Source organism: Occallatibacter gabretensis (assembly GCF_001449115.1).
GTDB classification, from domain to species: Bacteria; Acidobacteriota; Terriglobia; order Terriglobales; family Acidobacteriaceae; genus Telmatobacter; species Telmatobacter gabretensis.
In genome coordinates, this window is sequence record NZ_LAIJ01000003.1 from 1 (window position 1) to 19,256 (window position 19,256).

Consider the following 19,256-nt stretch of genomic DNA (forward strand, 5'->3'; position numbering starts at 1 on the left):
TTTTCAGGAGCGGCCAGCGCGCCAACCTCAATCCAGTCATCGACCGGAACTTCGGTCTCCGCGCCTTTCTCATCGGCCTTGTACTTGTGGGTCTCCACCTGCACCGTCACGTCGTACTTTCCATCCGGCCGCTTCTTCGCCTTTGCCTCCAGCGTGCGATTGGAAAACAATGTAATGTCTTCAAATAAATCTTTCAGCAGGTACTGATACTGCGGTGGAGTCTCTTCCCGCAGCGCGCTCACCAGCGCCCATGAAGTCGGATACGGAGGCTGTGCGTACCGGTATTGCGCCAGCACCTTGCGCAACGCGCGGTTGATGGCCTCCTCGCCGATCATCTGCCGCAGGTAATACATCACCACGCTGCCCTTGCGGTAATGAATATACCCCTGGCTCGCCTCCACGCGCATCAACGGCCGCTCTTTCAACCGCTCCGTTCCACGCGAACGCAAATAGTTATCCGTCTCGTACTGCATGAACTTGCGCATTGCGTCCGGTCCGTACTCATGCTCCATCACCATCAAAGCCGAGTATTGCGCCAGCGTCTCGGAAAGCGAAGTTGCGCCCTGCATATTCGCGCCGACCACTTGGTGCGCCCACCATTGGTGTCCCATTTCGTGCGCGACCACGTAATAGACCATGTCAATATCGTCTGGCTTTTCAATATCCGCAATGAAGCCGATCGACTCCGAATACGGCATAGTGCCCGGAAAGGCCTGCGCAAAGCTCGCCACGCGTGGAAACTCGATAATCCGCGCCTGCTTGTTGAAGTACGGCCCATAGTTTGTCGTGTAATACTCGAATGACTTCTCAACGGACCGCACCATCTTCGGCACATTCCACGGATGCTCCCTGAGGTAATAAACCTCCACATCCATGCCATTCCACTTTGCCCGCTCCACCTGATAGCGCGCCGAGAGAAACGAATAGAAGTTCAGCGCAAAGTGGTCGAGTTTGTACTCGTAGTAATTGCGTCCACCCTGCTGCCACTGCCGGATCAGCGAGCCCGGCGCAATCGCGATCTGGTCGCCGCTGGTACTGATAACCGTGTCCACATTCACCCAGTCCGCATTGTTGGTGATGTAGTTATTCATACAATCGCTCGTGCAGTTTGCCTCGAGCGCTGGCATCATTTCCTTCTCTTTGAGCTTGAATCGTTTCCTGTCGTTCGGGTCCGTCAGCTCATTGCCGTCCTGGTAGCCGATCTGCGGCACGCTGCCGGAGTTCAGAAAGCTGCCATTCTCAACCACGCCCGTCATCGTCAGCGAGTCTTCAAAGCCCTTCGGATGCGACTCAACATCGAACTTCATCGTCCGCGTCTCGCCCGGCGCCAGCGGAGTCGTCAGCTTGTAAATCTGGTAGCCTACCCGCGGGTCGTTCTGTGCCAGTTGCGCCCCAGCCAGCGTAACGCTCGACGTAAAGTTGCGATCAAGCGTCAAATGCAGCGTGTCGATGGGACTGGAAGTCTCATTCTTGATCTGCTCCTCGCCGCGCATCACCAGCTCGCGCGTAGCCGGATAGAGCGCAATGTCATAGTGCACGTCCGTTACGCGTGGCTGCGGCAGATGCTCGTACTTCTTATATGTCTTCTCGTAGTCGGCGAGCCTCTGCTGCTGGTCGTTTGCGCTCTCCACCTTATTCAGCACTTCGGTGTTGTAGAAGATCCACGCGCCCACCAGCAGAAATCCAGTCGCAGAGGCTATCGTCCACACGCGCACCGCGCCACGGAAGCGTAGCCGCGCATTGCTGAATCGTGCCTTCCAGCGCGTATCCTTGCCACGCTGCCACAGCAGAATGCTGAACATCGAAATCAGAACGCAGAACAGCGTCCAATAGACCGCAAACCAGTTCCAGCTCTTCATCCACGGCTCATAGCCGAAGAAATCAGAGTAGGTCATGCTGGGCAGGCTGCCGAATTGCACCATGCTCGTGCCCACGTGCAAGGGCCGCCACATAAATGCGTTCGCAACCACCACTCCGATGAATGCAAAATATCCGATGTACTTATTCGGCGAGAGCACGTGAATGAGAAACGCCAACGCCGCGAGGAATCCGAAGCTCAGCAGTGCGTGGCCCAGCAGCGTCTCCACATAGAGACCAATCTGGAAACGCGTGTACCCGTTCGCGGCCTGTACGCAGACGGCCACCAGCATCACGACAACCTGAATCGACGCAACCGCTGTCATCAGCGCAACGAATTTAGCCACAAATCCCGGCCACTCCGGCACAGGCAGCGCATCGTTCACCTCATCGGTCCGCGCATCGCGTTCATCCCACACCAGTACGCCAGCAAAGAACGTGATGAGAGCGATCAGAAACACGTACAGCGTGCCGCTGATAATCTGCAACATGGCATAGGTCACCGGCCGGGTAGTCAGCCCGAAGCCCTGCCGTGCACTGAAGATGAGTGCGGTGAGGCAGTTCACCAGCGCCGCACAGGTAACCACGATGAACGTAACCGTCTTCAGCAGCCTGCGATACTCAATCCGAATTCCGGCAAGCAGTTGCTTCCAGCGAGCGCCGGCGCCATAGCTCAAAACGATATTGCCCGCGACAAGCGGTCTCGCTTCCGATGCCGCATCGCGCTTCTCTTTGCTTGCGCGGGTTCTGCCGCCGGCGGCGCGCTCAGAAAAATTGAAGCGCCAGCAGGCAAAGGCAAAGACCAGCAGCCCTACGGCAATCCACAGCAGCCGGTTCCACAGCAGTAAGCCGACAAAACCAAGCGCATGCGAATTCCGGTCAGCAACCGTCCAGTACTTTGTCATGTACGAGAAGGCGTCGTTGCCGAAGGGGTCAAGCATAGCCGCGAGCTTCTCGTTTTCGAGCTTCTGTGTAAGAACGCTGGAGGCGATATCGGCTACCAGCAGCAGGATGCCGCCGAGAAAAGAGACCACTGTGCTTCGCGTCAGCACGGCGATGGTAAAGATGATGGCAGCAATAAAAAGTGTGTTCGGCAGAGCGAAAACCACAATGCCCAGAAGATGCGCCGATCCCACCACGGGGCCGAATCGTTCGGCGTCCGACCATGGCATCAGCTTTGCCAACAGCGCGCCAATGGAAATGCCCACCATCGGGATCGTCGACACAACTACCGACCCCAGAAATCGCCCAACCAGAAAATCCATCTTGCGGATCGGCTTGGTGAAGATGATCTGGTTCATGTTGCAGGTAAACTCGCGCGCTGCCGCGGAGTTCACAAACGCCGTAACCATCAGCAGCGTAATAAACCAGAAGATGGAGTAATACTGTTCCACCACATACGGCGCATTGCGGAAGGTATTGCCAATGGCTCCGCCCACGGTCACCTGGTCCGTGCTCATAGTCAGCAGCACCAGCAAGGCCACAATGCCGGTAAACACCCACAGCATTACCGACTTGAGCCAGTAGCGAATCTCAAACCAGGCAAAATTCAGCATCCGGCCTCCTAATTCAGTCCAGCCAGGCTGGCGAAAAACACATCCTCGAGATCCGGAGCCACTGGCGCAAAACCCTCTTCCGGCTGCGCCTCGGCAAAGACATGAATCTGCGGCCGGCCCGCAACGAGCTTGTTCGAGATGACATGCATCCGGCTTGAGTACTCCGGTACCTGGTCGCGTTCAATCGACTTCCGCCACACCTTGCCTTCAAGCATCTGCACCGCACGGTCCGGCGCACCGGCGAACAGCACCTTGCCTAGGTGAATGATGGCCATGTTGCTGCACAGTTCCATTACGTCCTGCACAATGTGCGTCGACAGAATCACAATCACGTTATCGCCGATCTCAGCCAGCAGATTGTAAAAGCGGTTGCGCTCACCCGGGTCAAGTCCTGCGGTTGGCTCATCCACAATCAGTAGTCGGGGACTACCCAGCAGCGCCTGCGCAATGCCGAAACGCTGCCGCATGCCGCCGGAAAATCCCGTCAGCCGCTTGCGCCGGTGATCCCACAGGTTCACGCGATGCAAAAGCTCATGCACCGCTTCTTTGCGCTGCTTGCCATTTGTCATGCCCTTCAGCAGCGCAATCTGATCCAGCATCTCTTCAGCATTCACGCGCGGATACACGCCAAAATCCTGCGGAAGATACCCGAGTGTCTTGCGCACTTCCTCTTTGGCTCGAAGCACGTCCAGATCGTCCAGGTGAATTGCGCCCGAGTCAGGCTCCTGAAGCGTCGCGATGGTTCGCATCAGCGTCGACTTGCCCGCTCCATTCGGCCCCAGCAGGCCATACAATCCGCGCGGAATCGTGAGACTAACGTTATCGAGGGCACGCACCCCGCCTTTATAGCTCTTGGTGAGCCCTTCAATCCGAAGCTCCATTACTGGTTGATCCTCCACTGAGAGAAGTCGCAAGGTCCTGTACACGTTCTACGCAAATTGCAGGCTGCGAAGTTCCGCTGGTTGTCAGCTGCATGATGTCTCAAATTTCCAGGAGTTACGGCGGTGTGTCTGGTTTGTACGTTGTAACCGTGTGGATAAGCATATCGCAAGTTCAATGCAAGGACTTGATTGTCGCCTCTATCGCTCGACATATTGAGCGGCTTGCCGTTCGAGCATAGGTTGCAGCTTACCTCGATGGTTCTAAATCGCCGAGGCACTCATCGAGCGGGCTGGTCACTTCCTATATGCCGACATTTCGGTACTAACCCGCTCCGCTTCCTCGATGAGCGACTCGGCGACGTTGCGTTCAAACACACGCAACCGCCAGCCAAACCGGCATGAAGGAACACAAGCACGGCGAAAGGAACCGCACGATTGGAAATTCCACGGACTGGCTTCTTCATCCGTGAAGGGAGAGTCTCCGATTCCTGATGCGGCTGAAGTACACCCGCTGAAAAAGTGCAGACGCTCCGGCTCATCTAATATGGTCTGAGGCTCTGACGACTTCGGCTCGATAGTGCCCATTCCTGTGAGGAGTTCGACTCCCGATGACGCTTGTTCGCTTACAGCAAACGCTCGCCTTGATTGCGCTTTCCTTTGCCTGTGTTGCCGTGTATGCCGCCGAATCGCGCACACCGACGCAGGACGGCATACTGTACGGAACCGCGGACGGCCAACCCCTCACCATGGACTACTATGCACCGAAGGGCACTGGAGTTCATCCAATCGCGATTATCATTCACGGCGGAGGGTACCACGGCGGCGACAGCAAGAGCGGCAGCGAAGCATATGTGGCTGATTTTCTCGCTCCAGCGGGCTACGCGGTTTTCTCCGTCAATTATCGCGTCGCGCCGAAGTACCCCTATCCGTACATGGTGTATGACGTCGAGCGCGCCGTTCGTTACATTCGTTATCACGCCCGCGACTGGAGCGCCGATCCTGGCAAGATTGCCCTAGTGGGCGGCTCGGCTGGCGGCTACCTGAGCAATATGGTCGGACTTCTCAACGCGTCAGGCGACCCGCATGCCGCCGATCCGGTCGACCGCGTTAGCGCAAAGGCGCAGGCCGTCGTGAGCCTCTACGCGCAAAGCAGCTTTGAGTTTGTTCCGCTCAATGGGGACGTGCATCGCTTCCTCGATCCCTTCATTGCGCTGAAGGGTGAGAAGGAAGCAATCCGGGAAGCCTCGCCCATCACGTATGTCTCGAAGGACGATCCGCCATTTCTCGAGATTCTCGGCACCGACGATGAATACATTCCCATGTCGGAGGCGACCAACCTGCAAGCCGCATTGCATGCGGTCAAAGTGCGCTGCGACATCATCGCCATCCCCGGCGGCAAGCATGGCACCGGCGGATGGAACAAGCTGCCCGGCGTGCCGGACTGGGAACGCCAGATGACCGAATGGCTCAATGCACGACTAAATCATAGCGGACCGATCGGCGAAGGCATTCGGCCACGCGTCACGGCTTCCACGCCATAAGTCGAGCTCGTTTCTGTGCGCTCGCTTGCCCGGAGACGAAGTTCCAGAGTAAGTTCGCTCATTCAACATAGGTTGGACGGCGATCAGCGGATCAGTCCTCATAAACACGCCTCTCGTCAGTGAAGTCGTTCACGGCACGTATGCCGGCTTTGCAATGGCAACGGGCACCCTGTGGTTAGCAGATACGAGTCATTGTCTAACCAGCGAGCTGCTCTGGATTGCATGGCCCCCTACTGAGCTAGCCAACCTCCATCCACAGGGATACACGTCCCGGTAATATTGTTCGCTCCTTCGGCGCATAGAAAGAGCGCCAATGAAGCGATCTGCTCGACGGTCGTAAATGAACCGGAAGGCTGCTTTTCAGCTAACAGCTTTTGTGTGGCACCTTCGCAGCTGAGTGCCTCTGCGGCCGCCTTGACCTCAATCTGACGCTCCACCAGAGGAGTCAAAACCCAGCCTGGACAGATGGCGTTGCAGGTGATGCCGGAGCCGGCTGTCTCAAGGGCGACAACCTTGGTAAGTCCCACCAGGCCGTGCTTGGCGGCTACATACGCTGCCTTTCCTGAGGATGCCACAAGCCCGTGCGTAGAAGCAATATTAATCACTCTGCCCCAGCCGAGACGCCGCATGTTCGGCAATGTCTTCCTGATCGTGTGAAAGGCCGCCGTAAGGTTTACAGCAAGGATTGAGTCCCAGCGGTCTACGGGGAAATCCTCAACTGGGGCCACATGCTGGATGCCTGCGTTGTTGACCAGAATGTCTATGTGTCCCAGCCGTGCCAGAGCATCTTCTATGAGGCGCTCACATTCGTTCGCCTGCGACAGGTTGGCTCCGTTGTAAAGAACCTCCACATGAAACGTGCGCGCGAGCTCGGCTCTCTCGCGCTCAATGGCATCCGGCTCCCCGAAGCCGTTGAGCATGATCGCACAACCGTCCGCGGCGAGCGCCCGGGCAATCCCCAACCCTATTCCGCTGGTAGATCCTGTAACAACTGCAGTGCGTCCTGTCATCGCGGATACCTGGATTGCCGGCTTTTCTTTGTTAGGCAACATCTGAAAGAGAGAGATTATTTTGTAGCGACGGCAGAAGAGACACAGGAATAACTCGACGCCTCGTTCTCCGCTCCGCGGCCTTTATATTTCGCAACCTGGGGATAGGGACAAACGGGCCGCTGCAAGACAACGCTGCCGTCTGCTCCATGTTTTGTGGCGACGATACTGGCTGGTGCGATGCCATGCTCCACCCACTCTACTACCGCCGATAAAGTATCAATGTCGTCCGGACCCGCGCCTCCAGCGCAATGCTCGACGCCGGGAACCATAAACAGCCGGTAGAAGTCTCCAATGTCGGTCTTCGGCTTGCCCGCATCCACGATGCTGTAGTGCTCCGTCACGGCGTCGTGATACCGAATGGCCTCTCCCGGAACGACCAGCCAGTCTGCCCACCCGTGATATACGAGCAGCTTGTGTCCTGACCGCTGCAACCCATCCAGGTCCGGGTTGTTCGCGTTCACATGATCCTTCAGTGCGGCTTCATACGTAGCGGCCTGGCGGTCCCAGTCAAAGGAGCGCCAGTTCCACTGAGGTCCCAGAACCCACTTGAAGATGGGCGCAAATGGCGCTTCTCCCTCGGGCGCGGGATGAGGATCGGCCTTGCTCCAGGCATATTCGCTGCCTGCAGGCATGCCTGGATAGAACACTTCATGCGTGCGCGGATTGACTGGGCCGGCATACAGAAGTTTTGCTGCTTCCACCTGGGGTTGGGTCAGGCAGCTGTCGTTCTCGGCTCCGGTGCAGCGAAGAGATGCCGGATCGAATGTGCATTGCTGAGGGTCGTCGAGAAACCCCTGGTGGAGTGCTTTATCCCCACCGCATGAGGCCAGAACGGATTTATGGAGCGTGTTGAGCTTGGCCTGAGGGATATAAGCTTCCGGAGTCCTCTGCAGCGTGGCAAAGTTCCAGAGAATACTGAGGTGCACGCCCGTACGGTTGTTGGCAGCGGCGCCGGCGACGATTCCATCGTAGTCATCAGGAAACTTCTGAGCCTCGGCGAGCCCCTGCTCTCCACCCGTTGAACAGCCGACGAAGTAAGACTTGTTTGCGTTGCGGCCATAGTAACTCTGCACCAGCTTTTTGGCCAGCAGAGTCATCTCATGGGTGGAGCGCCACCCCCAGTCGTTCCACCTCTCCGGGCGATTGGCGAAGATAGACTGATCAGATCCGGCGGGCACTGACATCCCCATGTCTGTGTTGGCTACTGCGTATCCCTGCTTTAACCCACCCGCCAATGATTCATAGGCGATCCTGCCGGCAAAGCCGCCGTTTCCAGTTCCCTCCATGCGGCCGTTCCAGTTTTCGCGCGGCAGCCATACTTCCACACGAATATCGGAATCGCTGCTCGGATGGAGGATCGCCACCACCCGGCAGAAATCGGGGAGCTGCCCGATGACCTTCTGTCCAATGGGTGTAAAGGTCCCGCCGGTGACGGGCTCGGCAAGCGAGATTACCGTATGTGGACCGTGGCTCTGATGGGCGAGATCGGCACAACGTTCCGCAACGCCGTTTGCAGGAGCAAACAAAAACGCACAAAGAATGAGACCGAAGATCGGATACTTGCGCTCAAGCGTTTTCACAGATTTCCTCTTCGTGCATTGGCACAAAATCATTCTCAACCTTTATACGACCTTTGACGCAGTCAGGGCGCTTCACGTAAGAAGCAAGGAGCGTTTCCGAGGTGAAGGTAAGTAAAAGTTCCGAGAAAAACGCTTGGCTCAAGCGGGCCGATCACTTCCAAGAGGGCGATTTTTCGCGATTAACCTGCCATCAATAAGTGCCTCGGCGATTATGCGCTCCCTGGACGGTCGAATCCCTGGCCGAAGCGGCGGGCATGCCGCTGTCTGCATTCGCAGCGCGTTTCAAAGAGCCACTCGGACAAACGCCGCTGGAATATGTAACCGAGTGGCGGATGCAGAAGGTGATGCAGTTACTAGAGCACCGTGACAAGAAGCTCATAGACGTCGCTCGCTCGGTCGGCTACGAGTCCGACGCTGCGTTCAGTAAGGCGTTCAAGTGAGTTGTCGGGGCCAACCCTGGTGAATACCTCAAACGTGGTTTTGAAGGCCACGGTAATGCCGGAACGGCGGAAGATTTTTGAAGCGGAGGATTCTGACTTTGGCGGCGAGCCTATTTACCCAGGTGCCTCGCATTCGCGAACGGAGCATCGCGGGCCTAAAACCGACCGAAGCAAACCACGATCAGTCCCGATAAACACCCTTCACTTAAACAATCGAGGCAGAGCCTCTAGCTTGTAATGGAGCACACAATTCGCACACAGGACTCGGGGAGGTCAGATTTTATCGGGGTTTGAGAGTGCCATTGATGGGCGTGTTAGAACCGCGATCTCATGCGCGCTCGAGACTGCCCTAATAAGAAGGCTTTTCCACAATAAACCGCGATTGATAAGTGGTGCTATGGCGGCACACCTTGGGCGGCGGCCCAGACGAATTGTCATAGTCACATCGGCAGCGGTGAAGTAGGCACATTCGTCGATGAGGCAGACGAAGACGGCAATGACTGGCAGCGGAATTCTGACTCATTCGGTGGCTTGATTCAGGTAGAGGAAGCAACAGCGTTCGGTTGTTTGAATCGATTCATGCCCGAGGAGAAACTGAATTTGTTCCAGTTCGCCTCCTGCCTGGCGGCAGAGTTGAAACTGCAATTTGTGCTTCTTAGAGGCTTGCCAGTTCTGCGCTTTCTATTGCGCGCAGTTCATGCAGCGGAGCAAACTCGGGATCGGCCGTGCTCCACATTTCTTCGAGAATCCGGGCCTGCGCACGAGCCTTGTCTTTCTCTCCTTCGGCGGCGTAGAGCTTTACCAGGGTCAATCGCGAGAGCGGAATGCACACCGAGCGAGGGCTTTGCATGGAGTGAGCCAGCAGGCGCTCAAACTCCGCCACGGCGCCCTTGGGATCGCCGGCCGCGAGCAAGGTCTGGCCGCGCACATAGATCAGCATCAATTCCATGGAGGTATTGAGGTCATACGGTCTTGCGGGCTCAAGTATGTCAACGGCTGCTCGCGCATGGCCTTCATGTAGCGCCATCAGGGCGTAGGCCGCGGGCAGTTCTGCCTCGTTCAGCAGCGTGTCTAGCGGCCAAAGACTCTGACTTTGCTTTGCCACCTGGCGGGCACGCGCTATGTCTCCAATCAAACTCCACGTCACGGCCAGCGCGCCATCCACCACGGATCCAGGTTCTGCATGGGCACGTGCATCCTCAATGCGCGCCTCGGCATTCGCCGTGTATCCCAGTTGCCAGAGCACACCCACACCATTCAGCTCTACGACGGACGCCATCTCATGCTCGCCATGGGTGTTGCTGTCATCAGCAGCCTTGTGAAACAGATCTGCGGCATGATGCAGATGCCCGGCGTAAGCCTCTGCCTCGGCCTCTTCGTTCAGCAATGGCCCTTCGAGTGCGGTTCCTTCTGCCCAGCGCTCTTCTGCCTGCTGGCGAGCACGATCTCCCTGAACCAGCGCCAGCTTGTAACAGGTCAAATGAAAGCCCGGCACATCGGTTTGCATTCGCTGCTTGTCATTGCAGAGCAGAGCGAGGCTGCGTTGGTCTCCCATAGCGAGCAATGACTGCGCCAGGGTTGCGTATGGCACAGGCAGCGTGGGATCGAGCTCAATGGCGCGGCGCACGGCAGCGACAGCCTTGGCTCCGTCGCCGAGCGAGTAATATTCAGTTGCAATATTGTTCAGCGGAACCACGTCCAGCGGGTAGAGCGAACTCCATAGTTTAAAGGCCTCTATCGCGTGATCGGTTTCGCCTGTGACCCGGCCGTAATAGGCGCTCGCGATCAACAGCTTCTCCCGGTCCGTAGTGCGGCCACGCAGATCGAAGGCCTTCTGGAAATAGTGGCTTGAAAGCTCTCTTTCCCCGATGTTCGAATAGCTCCGGCCCAGTTGCACATAAGCCAACGCAAAATTCGGGTCGAGGTCAATGGCCAGTTTGTAATCCTCACGCGAGCTCTGATCGCGGCCGGCAAAGTGCTTCTGCTCGCCGATACGGAAGGCCTGTAACGCGGCCAATGAGCTGGTCGTGGCCTGTGAAACCGGTACGTTGAACCGGCCCAGCATGGCCGGCGTCTCACCTGCCCGCAGCCGTATCGCATTCGCGGCTTCGTCCAGCGCGCCAAGCAATGCATCGCGGTTGGCGGCATCCGCCGTGGTAAAGGCCGTCTCCCTGCCGTCGGAGCAGCGCGTTGCCGCAAACCGGACACGATATCCACTTCCCGCAGATAGCAGCCGCCCGTTCAGCAAAAAGGTAGCTCCCGAAGCGGCGCAGGCGGCCAGCTCATTCGAAATCGAAGGCGACTGCGATTCCCCTGAGTGTGCAGCCTGGCTGGCCCGCTCAAACTTCTCGGGAGAAAGCACGTGCAGGTGCGGCGATTCCTCCATTTTGATTCGAAAGGGCAATGTCAACGAGTCATCGAGCGATGCATCCCCGGTCTGGTTCCAGACCCGTCCCAGGGCCACCTTCTCGGTATCAGCAATCAGCGGACTTGTACGCCGATGCCAGACCATCCATCCCAATACGCCTGCCGCAATCAGGGCTGCCGCAATACCCACGGCCAGTGGAAATCGAATTGCGCGAATACGGCTGACCCGTCTGGAAGGCAAGACCTGCGGCGCAAGCAGGGCAAGCTCCTCATATTCCGGTTCCGCGTCTGGAAGCGAGTTGAACTGGGCGTGCGGATTCGAGATCGGCTGTGCCTCGGGAAGCGAGACGAACGGAATTACAGTAATGGCCTCCGATGCTGTAGAAGGCAGCTCGCCCGTGGTTATGCACTCCACCGATGCGAGGAAACGGTACCCTCTGCGTGCGATTGTCTCCAGATATAGGGGCTGCGAAGCGTTGTCCCGGAGCGCTTCCCGCAGCTTGGCTACAGCTACACGGAGATTGTTATCAAACTCGACGAACGTCTGCTCGCCCCACAGACGACTCCGCAGCTCTTCGCGGGTAACGATCTCTCCGGGAGAATCGAGCAGCACAAGCAACATGCGAAGTGGCAGATCCTGGATGCGAACACGGGTGCCGTTTCTAAGCAGAAGTCCGGCGTCCGGCCGCGCCTCGAATTCGCCGAAAATAAGGCGCCGTCCTGCTCGCGCACTATTCTCCCTGTCCTTATTTGAGGCAAGGCCCGACCAGGAATTCCTGCTTCCGTCTGTGGTTGCACCCATACGCCATCATAACAACGTGCAGATTCGGGACTGAGAGTTTCGTATCAGCAATCGTGCAAGTTTTTAGCAGAAAGAGGTTTACCTGTTAATGATCGCTTAATAATCAATTATTTTGACACTCTGCTCACCCTTCCGGCTTGATATCTAACAAATGCCGAACCCAAGCCTGGTCTCAAGCGCCTCGTTGCTTTTGCCGGATGCAGTAGCCTCCGGTCCCCGTCTCGGTTGTCTTTTGCTCGCGGTTGTCTTTTGCCTGTTCGGCGCCTGTCGCGCCCAGGCCCAAAGCGCCACCGAAAGTGTCGTCTACTCTTTCGCGGGAGCCACCGACAGCGAATCTCCGGCAGCCAGTCTGATCCAGGCCGGCAACGGTAACTTCTATGGCACTACCCTGGGAAATCTCTATCCTGACTATGGATCGATCTTCCAGGTCACGCCGAGCGGTACCTTCACCACCATTTACAACTTCGGCGGCATCACGGATAGCGCCACCCCTTTCGCTCCGCTCTACCAGGGCGCCGATGGCAACCTCTACGGGACCACTTTTGGCAACCTGATCTTTGGAACAGATGGCTCCGTCTTCTACATCACGCCCGCAGGAACGCTCACCACGGTCTATAGCTTCACTGGCGGCAGCGACGGCGATGGTCCCGCATCCGGCCTGGTGCAGTTGGGCGATGGGAGCTTTGACGGTACAACTCTCTCCGGTGGTTCGAACAATGGAACCATATTCAACGTCGGTGTTTCCACGCCGGAGAGCATTCTTGTCTCCTTCAACACCTACAACGGCTCAAGTCCCAGCTCGGCCCCCGTGGAAGGCTCTGACGGCAACCTCTACGGGGTCACCTCGAGCGGCGGTGAAAATGGCCACGGCGCGATCTACCAGCTCACGCCCACTGGCACAATCAACACCATCTACAGCTTTACAGGCAGCGCCGATGGGTCTAATCCGGCCGGTCCGCTCGTCGAAGGCCCCGACGGAAGCTTCTACGGAGCTACTGGCTCAGCCGGTGCCCAAGGGGCCGGAACCATCTTCAAGGTCACTTCCGCAGGTGTCCTCACCACCCTCTATTCCCTGAACGGAACCACCGACGGCGGCAGCCCCGTTGCCCTCTTTCTCGGCGGCGATGGCATGCTTTACGGCAATAGCACCACCGGCGGAGCCAACAGAAAGGGAACCTTCTTCCGCGCAACAAACGCAGGCGTCTTTGCCGCCCTTTACAGCTTCACCTCGACTGACGCAACTGCACCCCAGGGCGGAGTTGTTGAAGGCAGCGACGGCAGCTTCTGGGGCACCGGCTCGGCTGGCGGTGCTAACAACTATGGCGGCGTATACAAGGTTGCTCTCTCACCGGCTCCGCCCGCGCCTGTCACTCTCACCGCATCCACCGCCAGCTTTGACCTGGGTGATCCCGTAACTCTTAGCTGGAGCGTGAACAACGCTTTCTCCACCACCATGCAGCGCTGCAACGCCACCATCACCCCGGCTCCCATCTCTGCCGCGGGCTGGTCAGGACCACAAACCAGCACCTTCAACTCCACAACCGGACTTCTCACTGGATCGGTCACCATCACTCCGACCTACCCAGGCACCTATACCTACGGCCTCACCTGCGGCGGCAGCGAATCGGGCACGACGACCATTGTCATCGGCGGCGCAGCGGCTCTCACCATCATCACTCCGTCCACACTGCCCACTGCATACGTCAACGTGCCCTATAGCCAGACCATAGCCGTCAGCGGAGGCGTGCAGCCCTATACCTTCTCGGTCAGCACGGGCTCACTGCCTGCCGGTCTCAGCCTCAACGCAACTACGGGCGTCATCTCCGGTACTCCCGCCGCCACCGGAATAAGCACTTTCACGATCAAGGTGACGGACTCCAACGCAAGCGGCGCTGCAACCACAACGGCAAACTTCGACCTGACGGTCGTCCAGAAACTTGCGCTTACCAATACCGCGCTGCCCGACGGCCGCATCGGCACTGCCTACTCTCAGCAACTGGACGCCACCGGTGGAACACCGCCTTACACCTTCAGCGTGGCTAAGAATTCCACCATGCCGGCCGGCCTCAGCCTATCCGCCAGCGGACTGGTTTCAGGCACGCCAACCGTAGCCGCAGCCAATACCTTCGCTGTGATCGTCACAGATTCCGCTTCGCAGAGCATCACCGCGAACGTAACCCTCACCATCGATCCTCTGCTCTCTTCCAGCGGAATACTCACCCTCAATCCCAACTCCATCTCCGTCGGCGGGACCACAGTTGCTACTCTCAGCATCACCACGCCCCCGGGATCGCCGGCGATGACCGGCACGGTGCAGTTCACCGCCAATGGAATCGCTCTTGGTTCTCCCGTCGCGCTCACCAACGGTGTCGCAACTCTCACCACCCCGGCCTTCAACTCGAGCGGAACAGTGGTCATCGCAGCTTTCTATAGCGGAGACCCCAACTTCCTCGCGCTGGGCTATCCGGCACAGGACCTCACGGTCTCAGTCACGGCGCAACCGGCGATCTCCATCTCTCCAGGCTCGGCCAGCGTCGCTACCGGCAGTTCCGCCATGCTCACCGCGCTCCTGTACAACTTCGCATCCGGCACGCAGGTCACGCTTGCCTGCGGCCAGCTGCCAACGGATGTCACCTGCTCTTTCCAGAACGTGATTAACACCTCGGCAACTATCGTCATCAACACCTCGAACACGACGACCAGCAGTCTGCAGAACAACGGCACCGATCCGGCCCGGTCCGGCACTCGCGCACTCGCTGCGCTTCCTGCCCTGGCGCTGCTCGGTTTGCTGGGACTTCGCAGACGCAATCTCTTCGCCCGTCTGCTGATGATCCTCGCCGTTGCCGCTGCGGCCTTCGCCGCCCAGGGCTGCGGCAACTCCACTAAAACCACCAACCAGGCAGGCACTGGGACTACAGCTATCACCGTCACAGCCACTGCCGGGACCCAGACCGCCAGCGCGCAATTCATCCTGACCGTCCACAACTAAGGCCCTGACACTATGCACACGACCGATACCAAGACTCAGAGAACAACGTTGAGAGGACAGTCCATGATGTGTATGACGCGTACCCTGCTGCACCTTCCCAGCCCGGGCCTGCGACGCCTGCTGAGCGGCTCAATCCTTAACTCTGTCCGCGGCCTGATCTCCGTGATGGCAGCTGCGCCGCTCTTCGCTCTTCTTGCGATGCCGGCCATTTCCCATGCCCAGACTGCGGTGCCGGCCGTCATCACCAGCGCCGTCGACAACACCAAACGCACGAGCCTGAAGGGTTCTACACCGCCACTCGTCGCTCTCTCGCATGACGATGGCACGCTTGACGACTCGACTCAGGCCAACCAGATGATGCTCGTGCTCAAGCGCTCCAGCGCCCAACAACTCAAGCTGGACCAGACACTGTCCGAGCTTCAGAACCCACGCTCGGCCAGCTACCATCACTGGCTCACGCCGGAGGCCTTCGGTGCCCAGTTCGGGCCGGCCCAGTCGGACATCACGGCTGCCACCAACTGGCTCGCCAGCCAGGGATTCACAGTCAATAAACTCTCCAAAGGCCACTCCGCCGTCGAGTTCTCCGGCTCAATGGGACAGGTGCGAGCTGCCTTTGGCACATCGATTCACAGCTTCACCGCTCCTGACGGCACTACCTTCCACGCGAACACAGGCGATGTGCAGATTCCCACTGCGCTTGCCCCGCTCGTTGCAGGTGTCGCTGCTCTCAATAACATTCCAGCCAAGTCATTCGCGCACGTCGTAGGCCAGGCCAGCTTCAATCCCAAGACGCACGTCGCAACACCCACCAACAGCACCAACACCCCCAACTGGACCTACCCGGCGGACGGCGGCGGCGTCTATCTCGTCACCGCTCCCGGCGATCTCGCAGTCCAGTACGACATCAATCCCATCTATGCCGCCGGCACCAAGGGCGACGGAGCAACCATCGGCATTGTCAGCGCCGCCGGCGTCGACGAGACCATGGTGACCAACTATCGCCAGCTTTTCGGCCTGCCTACCACCAATCTTCCCGTCGAAGTTGTCGATGGCTTTGATCCTGGCATTAATGGCGACGGTGCGGGCATCGAGGTGAACCTCGATGTCGATGTAGCCGGATCTACCGCGCCGAATGCCCAGCTTTACGTCTACACCGGTTATGACACTGAGATTTCCGAGGGCATCTTCAACGCCGCCATCCGCGCGGTAGACGACAATACCACAGACGTCATCAGCATGAGCTATGGCATCTGCGAGCCTACGTTGGGACTGGCCGGCAATCTGCTCTTCAACCAGATTTGGGCCCAGGCAGCAGCACAGGGGCAGACTGTCATCGTCTCCTCCGGTGACAGCGGTGGAGCCGGTTGCGACAACGGATCCGCCTCCGCCACCCACGGCCTGGCCGTCAGCGGCATTACCTCGACTCCTTACAACGTCTCCGTTGGCGGTACCGACTTCTATTACGCGCCTTATGGCTCCAGCAACATCAACGACCTTATCAGCACCTACTGGAACACCACTGCCTCGGCGAATCCCACAGTTAGTCTGCTCAGCTACGTTCCCGAACAGCCCTGGAACAACGCCTTCGGTCTGAACGCCGCCAGCCCACCCACGGCCGGCACCACCTCCGCAGGCAGCGGCGGTCCCAGCAGTTGTGTCACCGGCGTGTCTGCGCCGCCTGCTGCCAACTCGCCGCTGGTCAGCTATAGCGCCTGCACTGCCGGAACGCCGAAGCCCGCCTGGCAATCCGCTCCCGGAGTTCCCGCAGACGGCGTCCGCGACATTCCTGACGTCAGCCTCTTTGCCGCCAACGGCTACAACTACAGCTACTATCCCATCTGCGCCCAGATCGGCGATTGCGAAGCTTCCAACGTAGACTCCTCCACCGGAACCGAGCAGATCACCGGCGTAGGCGGCACCTCGGCCTCCGCGCCTCTCATGGCCGGCATCGTCGCACTCTTCGATCAGTCCCTCAGGGGCCGCCAGGGCAACATCAATTACATCCTCTACCCGCTGGCCACCTCAGTTCCCGCTGTCTTCCATGACGTCACGGTTGGCAGTAACAACGTCAATTGCACAGAAGGCACTCCCAACTGCGCTCTTGACGCTAACGGCTTCTACTCCTACTCCGACTACTCCGCCGGCACGGGCTACGATCTCGCCAGCGGTCTCGGCTCCATCGATGCCAACGCCCTGCTCTCCAACTGGAGCAAGGTCAGCTTCACTCCCACTGTTACTACGCTCTCGGCTTCGTCCACCAGCTTTGCTCACGGCACGCCCATCACGCTTACCTCGGTCGTTTCTTCCAGCAGCGGAACGCCTACCGGCATGGTCTCTCTCATCGCCACAAGCACAGCCTCTTCACAGACAAGCTATGGCACCATGACCCTCACCGGCGGAACCGCGGAGGCCGTCTTCACCTCCCTGCCTGCCGGAACCTACCAGCTCTACGCGCAATACAGCGGAGATGGCACCTATGCTGCAAGCATCTCTGACCCCGTCACCATGACCGTGACCTCCGAGAGTTCCACCATCCAGCTCACCGGCACCTACTACGGCGTCACCAGCACCGGCGATACAGCTCCAGTAGCCGGCATCACCAACAACATGACTACCCTTTACGGCAGCTTCTTCTTCATCGACGCCAGGGTCTTCGGATCTTCGTCTTCCGCTGCCAATCCCGATGGCATTCCCACCGGCACCATCACCATCAACGACAATGGTCAGCTGTTCACCACAATGAACCTGTCCTCCTATGGCTTCGTTGAGCTGCAAACGGGCTCCTTTGGCGCCGGCAATCACTCGCTCACCTTCAGCTATAGCGGAGACGGCAGCTTCAACGCAGCAACCTCCGCGCCGCTCAACATCACCATTACCAAGGGCGTGCCGCAGGTCCTCATCTCCTACGCTCTGCCCTCCGGCGTGCCGGTAGGCAGTCCGCTGACCGTGCCGGTCGAAGTCACAACCTCTGCCGGCCAGCTTCCGCTCGCAGGATCTATCACCGTCACGCTGGGCTCGCAGACGCAGACCATCAGTAATCTGCAGCAGGCCAGCTTCGGCGGCCTCTCTTCAATCGGATACGGCACCGTCACCTTCAACACCAGCACGCCCGGCTCTTACACGCTGAACGCCTCCTACTCTGGCGACAGCAACCTGAACCCCGTGGCTCAGGCCTACAATCCGCTGCCCTTTACCATCTTCAACACCTCGCTCTCGCCCACGGTGTCGAACCTCATCATGAGCGCGCCTTCCATCGGACCCAACGGAACCCTCTCCGCGACCGTCAAGGTCGCCAGCGGATCCCATATTCCCTCGGGCTTCATCACCCTGACCGAAGATGGCAACTTTGTCGCCATTCTCGAATCGCTTGACGCAACAGGAACCGTCGTCATTCCCATTCCGCAAAGCCTTCTGCTCAGCAATGGCAACGCGCAGTTCATGGCCACCTACGGCGGCGACAGCAATAACGCTCCCAGCGTCTCCAACGTGCAGATGGTTAATGTCAATATCGGCGAATTCTCGCTCAACACCTCACAGGCTGCTGTTTCCATGACGGCCGGCAACTCATCCACCTCACTGATCACCGTCGGCGCTCCCTACGGACAGATGCTGACCGGCAACGTCTCGCTCAACTGTTCCGTATCCTCGCCGGTACTCGGATGCTCACTGGCCTCCTCGTCGCTCGCCCTGCCAGTCAACAGCCCCAACGCAGTGGTCAGCACTACCCTCACTATTACCTCGAAGGCCGGAACTACTGCGGCTCTCACTCCACACCGTGCGGTTTCACCCTGGCTGCTTGGAGGCTCCGGCGTAATGGCTGCCTTCTGCCTCTTCCTGGTGCCTTCACGCCGCTACCGCAACAAGCTGTTGATGTTGCTCGCAGCGGTCTGTTTCACTCTGCTGCCCATCGCCGGCTGCAGTGGTACCACCACCTACAAAACTGTAACCCAGCCTCCTGTGAACTCGACTTCATCCAACGCCGGAACCTATACCGCAACCGTCACCGCGACCTCTTCAGGAGTCACCAAGACCCTGCTCATCAAAGTGGTTGTCCAATAACAAAATCAAACAACCCGCAATCAGGCACACAATTGGCACATAGGGTGCTGTGAAGATCAGGATTTATCGGGGCTCGATAGGGGATCGTTGATGGGGCATGTCAGAACCGCGATCTCATGTTCGCTCGGGACT

9 protein-coding genes are annotated in these 19,256 nt (G+C 58.5%); 4 read left to right on the forward strand and 5 right to left on the reverse strand.

Translation table 11 applies throughout. The annotated features are described in order from the left end of the window. Both VO84_RS03690 and VO84_RS03695 read right to left on the reverse strand, forming a co-directional pair. Nucleotides 1-3,413, reverse strand: a 3,413-nt coding sequence (locus VO84_RS03690; RefSeq protein WP_058185950.1) for an ABC transporter permease/M1 family aminopeptidase, incomplete at its 3' end; no start/stop codon positions are given. A gap of 8 nt (nt 3,414-3,421) precedes the next feature. Beyond that, a complete protein-coding gene (locus tag VO84_RS03695) occupies nt 3,422-4,294 on the reverse strand; it encodes an ABC transporter ATP-binding protein (RefSeq protein ID WP_058185951.1) in 873 nt (290 codons plus the stop codon). Nucleotides 4,295-4,902: 608 nt separating this feature from the next. Here VO84_RS03695 and VO84_RS03700 point away from each other — a divergent pair. Then, nucleotides 4,903-5,835: an alpha/beta hydrolase gene (locus VO84_RS03700; protein WP_058185952.1), complete on the forward strand. Its 933-nt coding sequence runs from the start codon at nt 4,903-4,905 to the stop codon at nt 5,833-5,835. A 230-nt stretch (nt 5,836-6,065) separates the two neighbouring features. On the opposite strand, the gene VO84_RS03705 is transcribed toward VO84_RS03700, so the two are convergent. After that, on the reverse strand, nt 6,066-6,887 hold the full coding sequence (locus VO84_RS03705) for a 3-hydroxybutyrate dehydrogenase (RefSeq protein ID WP_269431401.1): 822 nt from the start codon (nt 6,885-6,887) through the stop codon (nt 6,066-6,068). A 14-nt stretch (nt 6,888-6,901) separates the two neighbouring features. Continuing rightward, nucleotides 6,902-8,467, reverse strand: a complete 1,566-nt coding sequence (locus VO84_RS03710; protein WP_058185954.1) for a tannase/feruloyl esterase family alpha/beta hydrolase — start codon at nt 8,465-8,467, stop codon at nt 6,902-6,904. Between the two features lie 197 nt (nt 8,468-8,664). Between VO84_RS03710 and VO84_RS03715 the strand changes: the two genes are divergently transcribed. After that, nucleotides 8,665-8,907 carry a helix-turn-helix transcriptional regulator gene (locus tag VO84_RS03715; RefSeq protein ID WP_456243278.1) on the forward strand — a complete coding sequence of 81 codons (243 nt, stop codon included), beginning with the start codon at nt 8,665-8,667 and terminating at the stop codon, nt 8,905-8,907. A 655-nt stretch (nt 8,908-9,562) separates the two neighbouring features. Here VO84_RS03715 and VO84_RS03720 read toward each other — a convergent pair. Further along, the gene (locus VO84_RS03720) at nt 9,563-12,076 is read right to left on the reverse strand and encodes a winged helix-turn-helix domain-containing protein (RefSeq protein WP_058185955.1); all 2,514 of its coding nucleotides are present in this window, start codon (nt 12,074-12,076) and stop codon (nt 9,563-9,565) included. A gap of 151 nt (nt 12,077-12,227) precedes the next feature. On the opposite strand from VO84_RS03720, the gene VO84_RS03725 reads away from it, so the two are divergent. Beyond that, on the forward strand, nt 12,228-15,065 hold the full coding sequence (locus tag VO84_RS03725; protein WP_082661677.1) for a beta strand repeat-containing protein: 2,838 nt from the start codon (nt 12,228-12,230) through the stop codon (nt 15,063-15,065). Between the two features lie 72 nt (nt 15,066-15,137). Beyond that, entirely contained in the window at nt 15,138-19,124 is a 3,987-nt protein-coding gene (locus VO84_RS03730; protein WP_058185957.1) for an Ig-like domain repeat protein, read from the forward strand. The last annotated feature ends 132 nt before the right edge of the window (nt 19,125-19,256 follow it).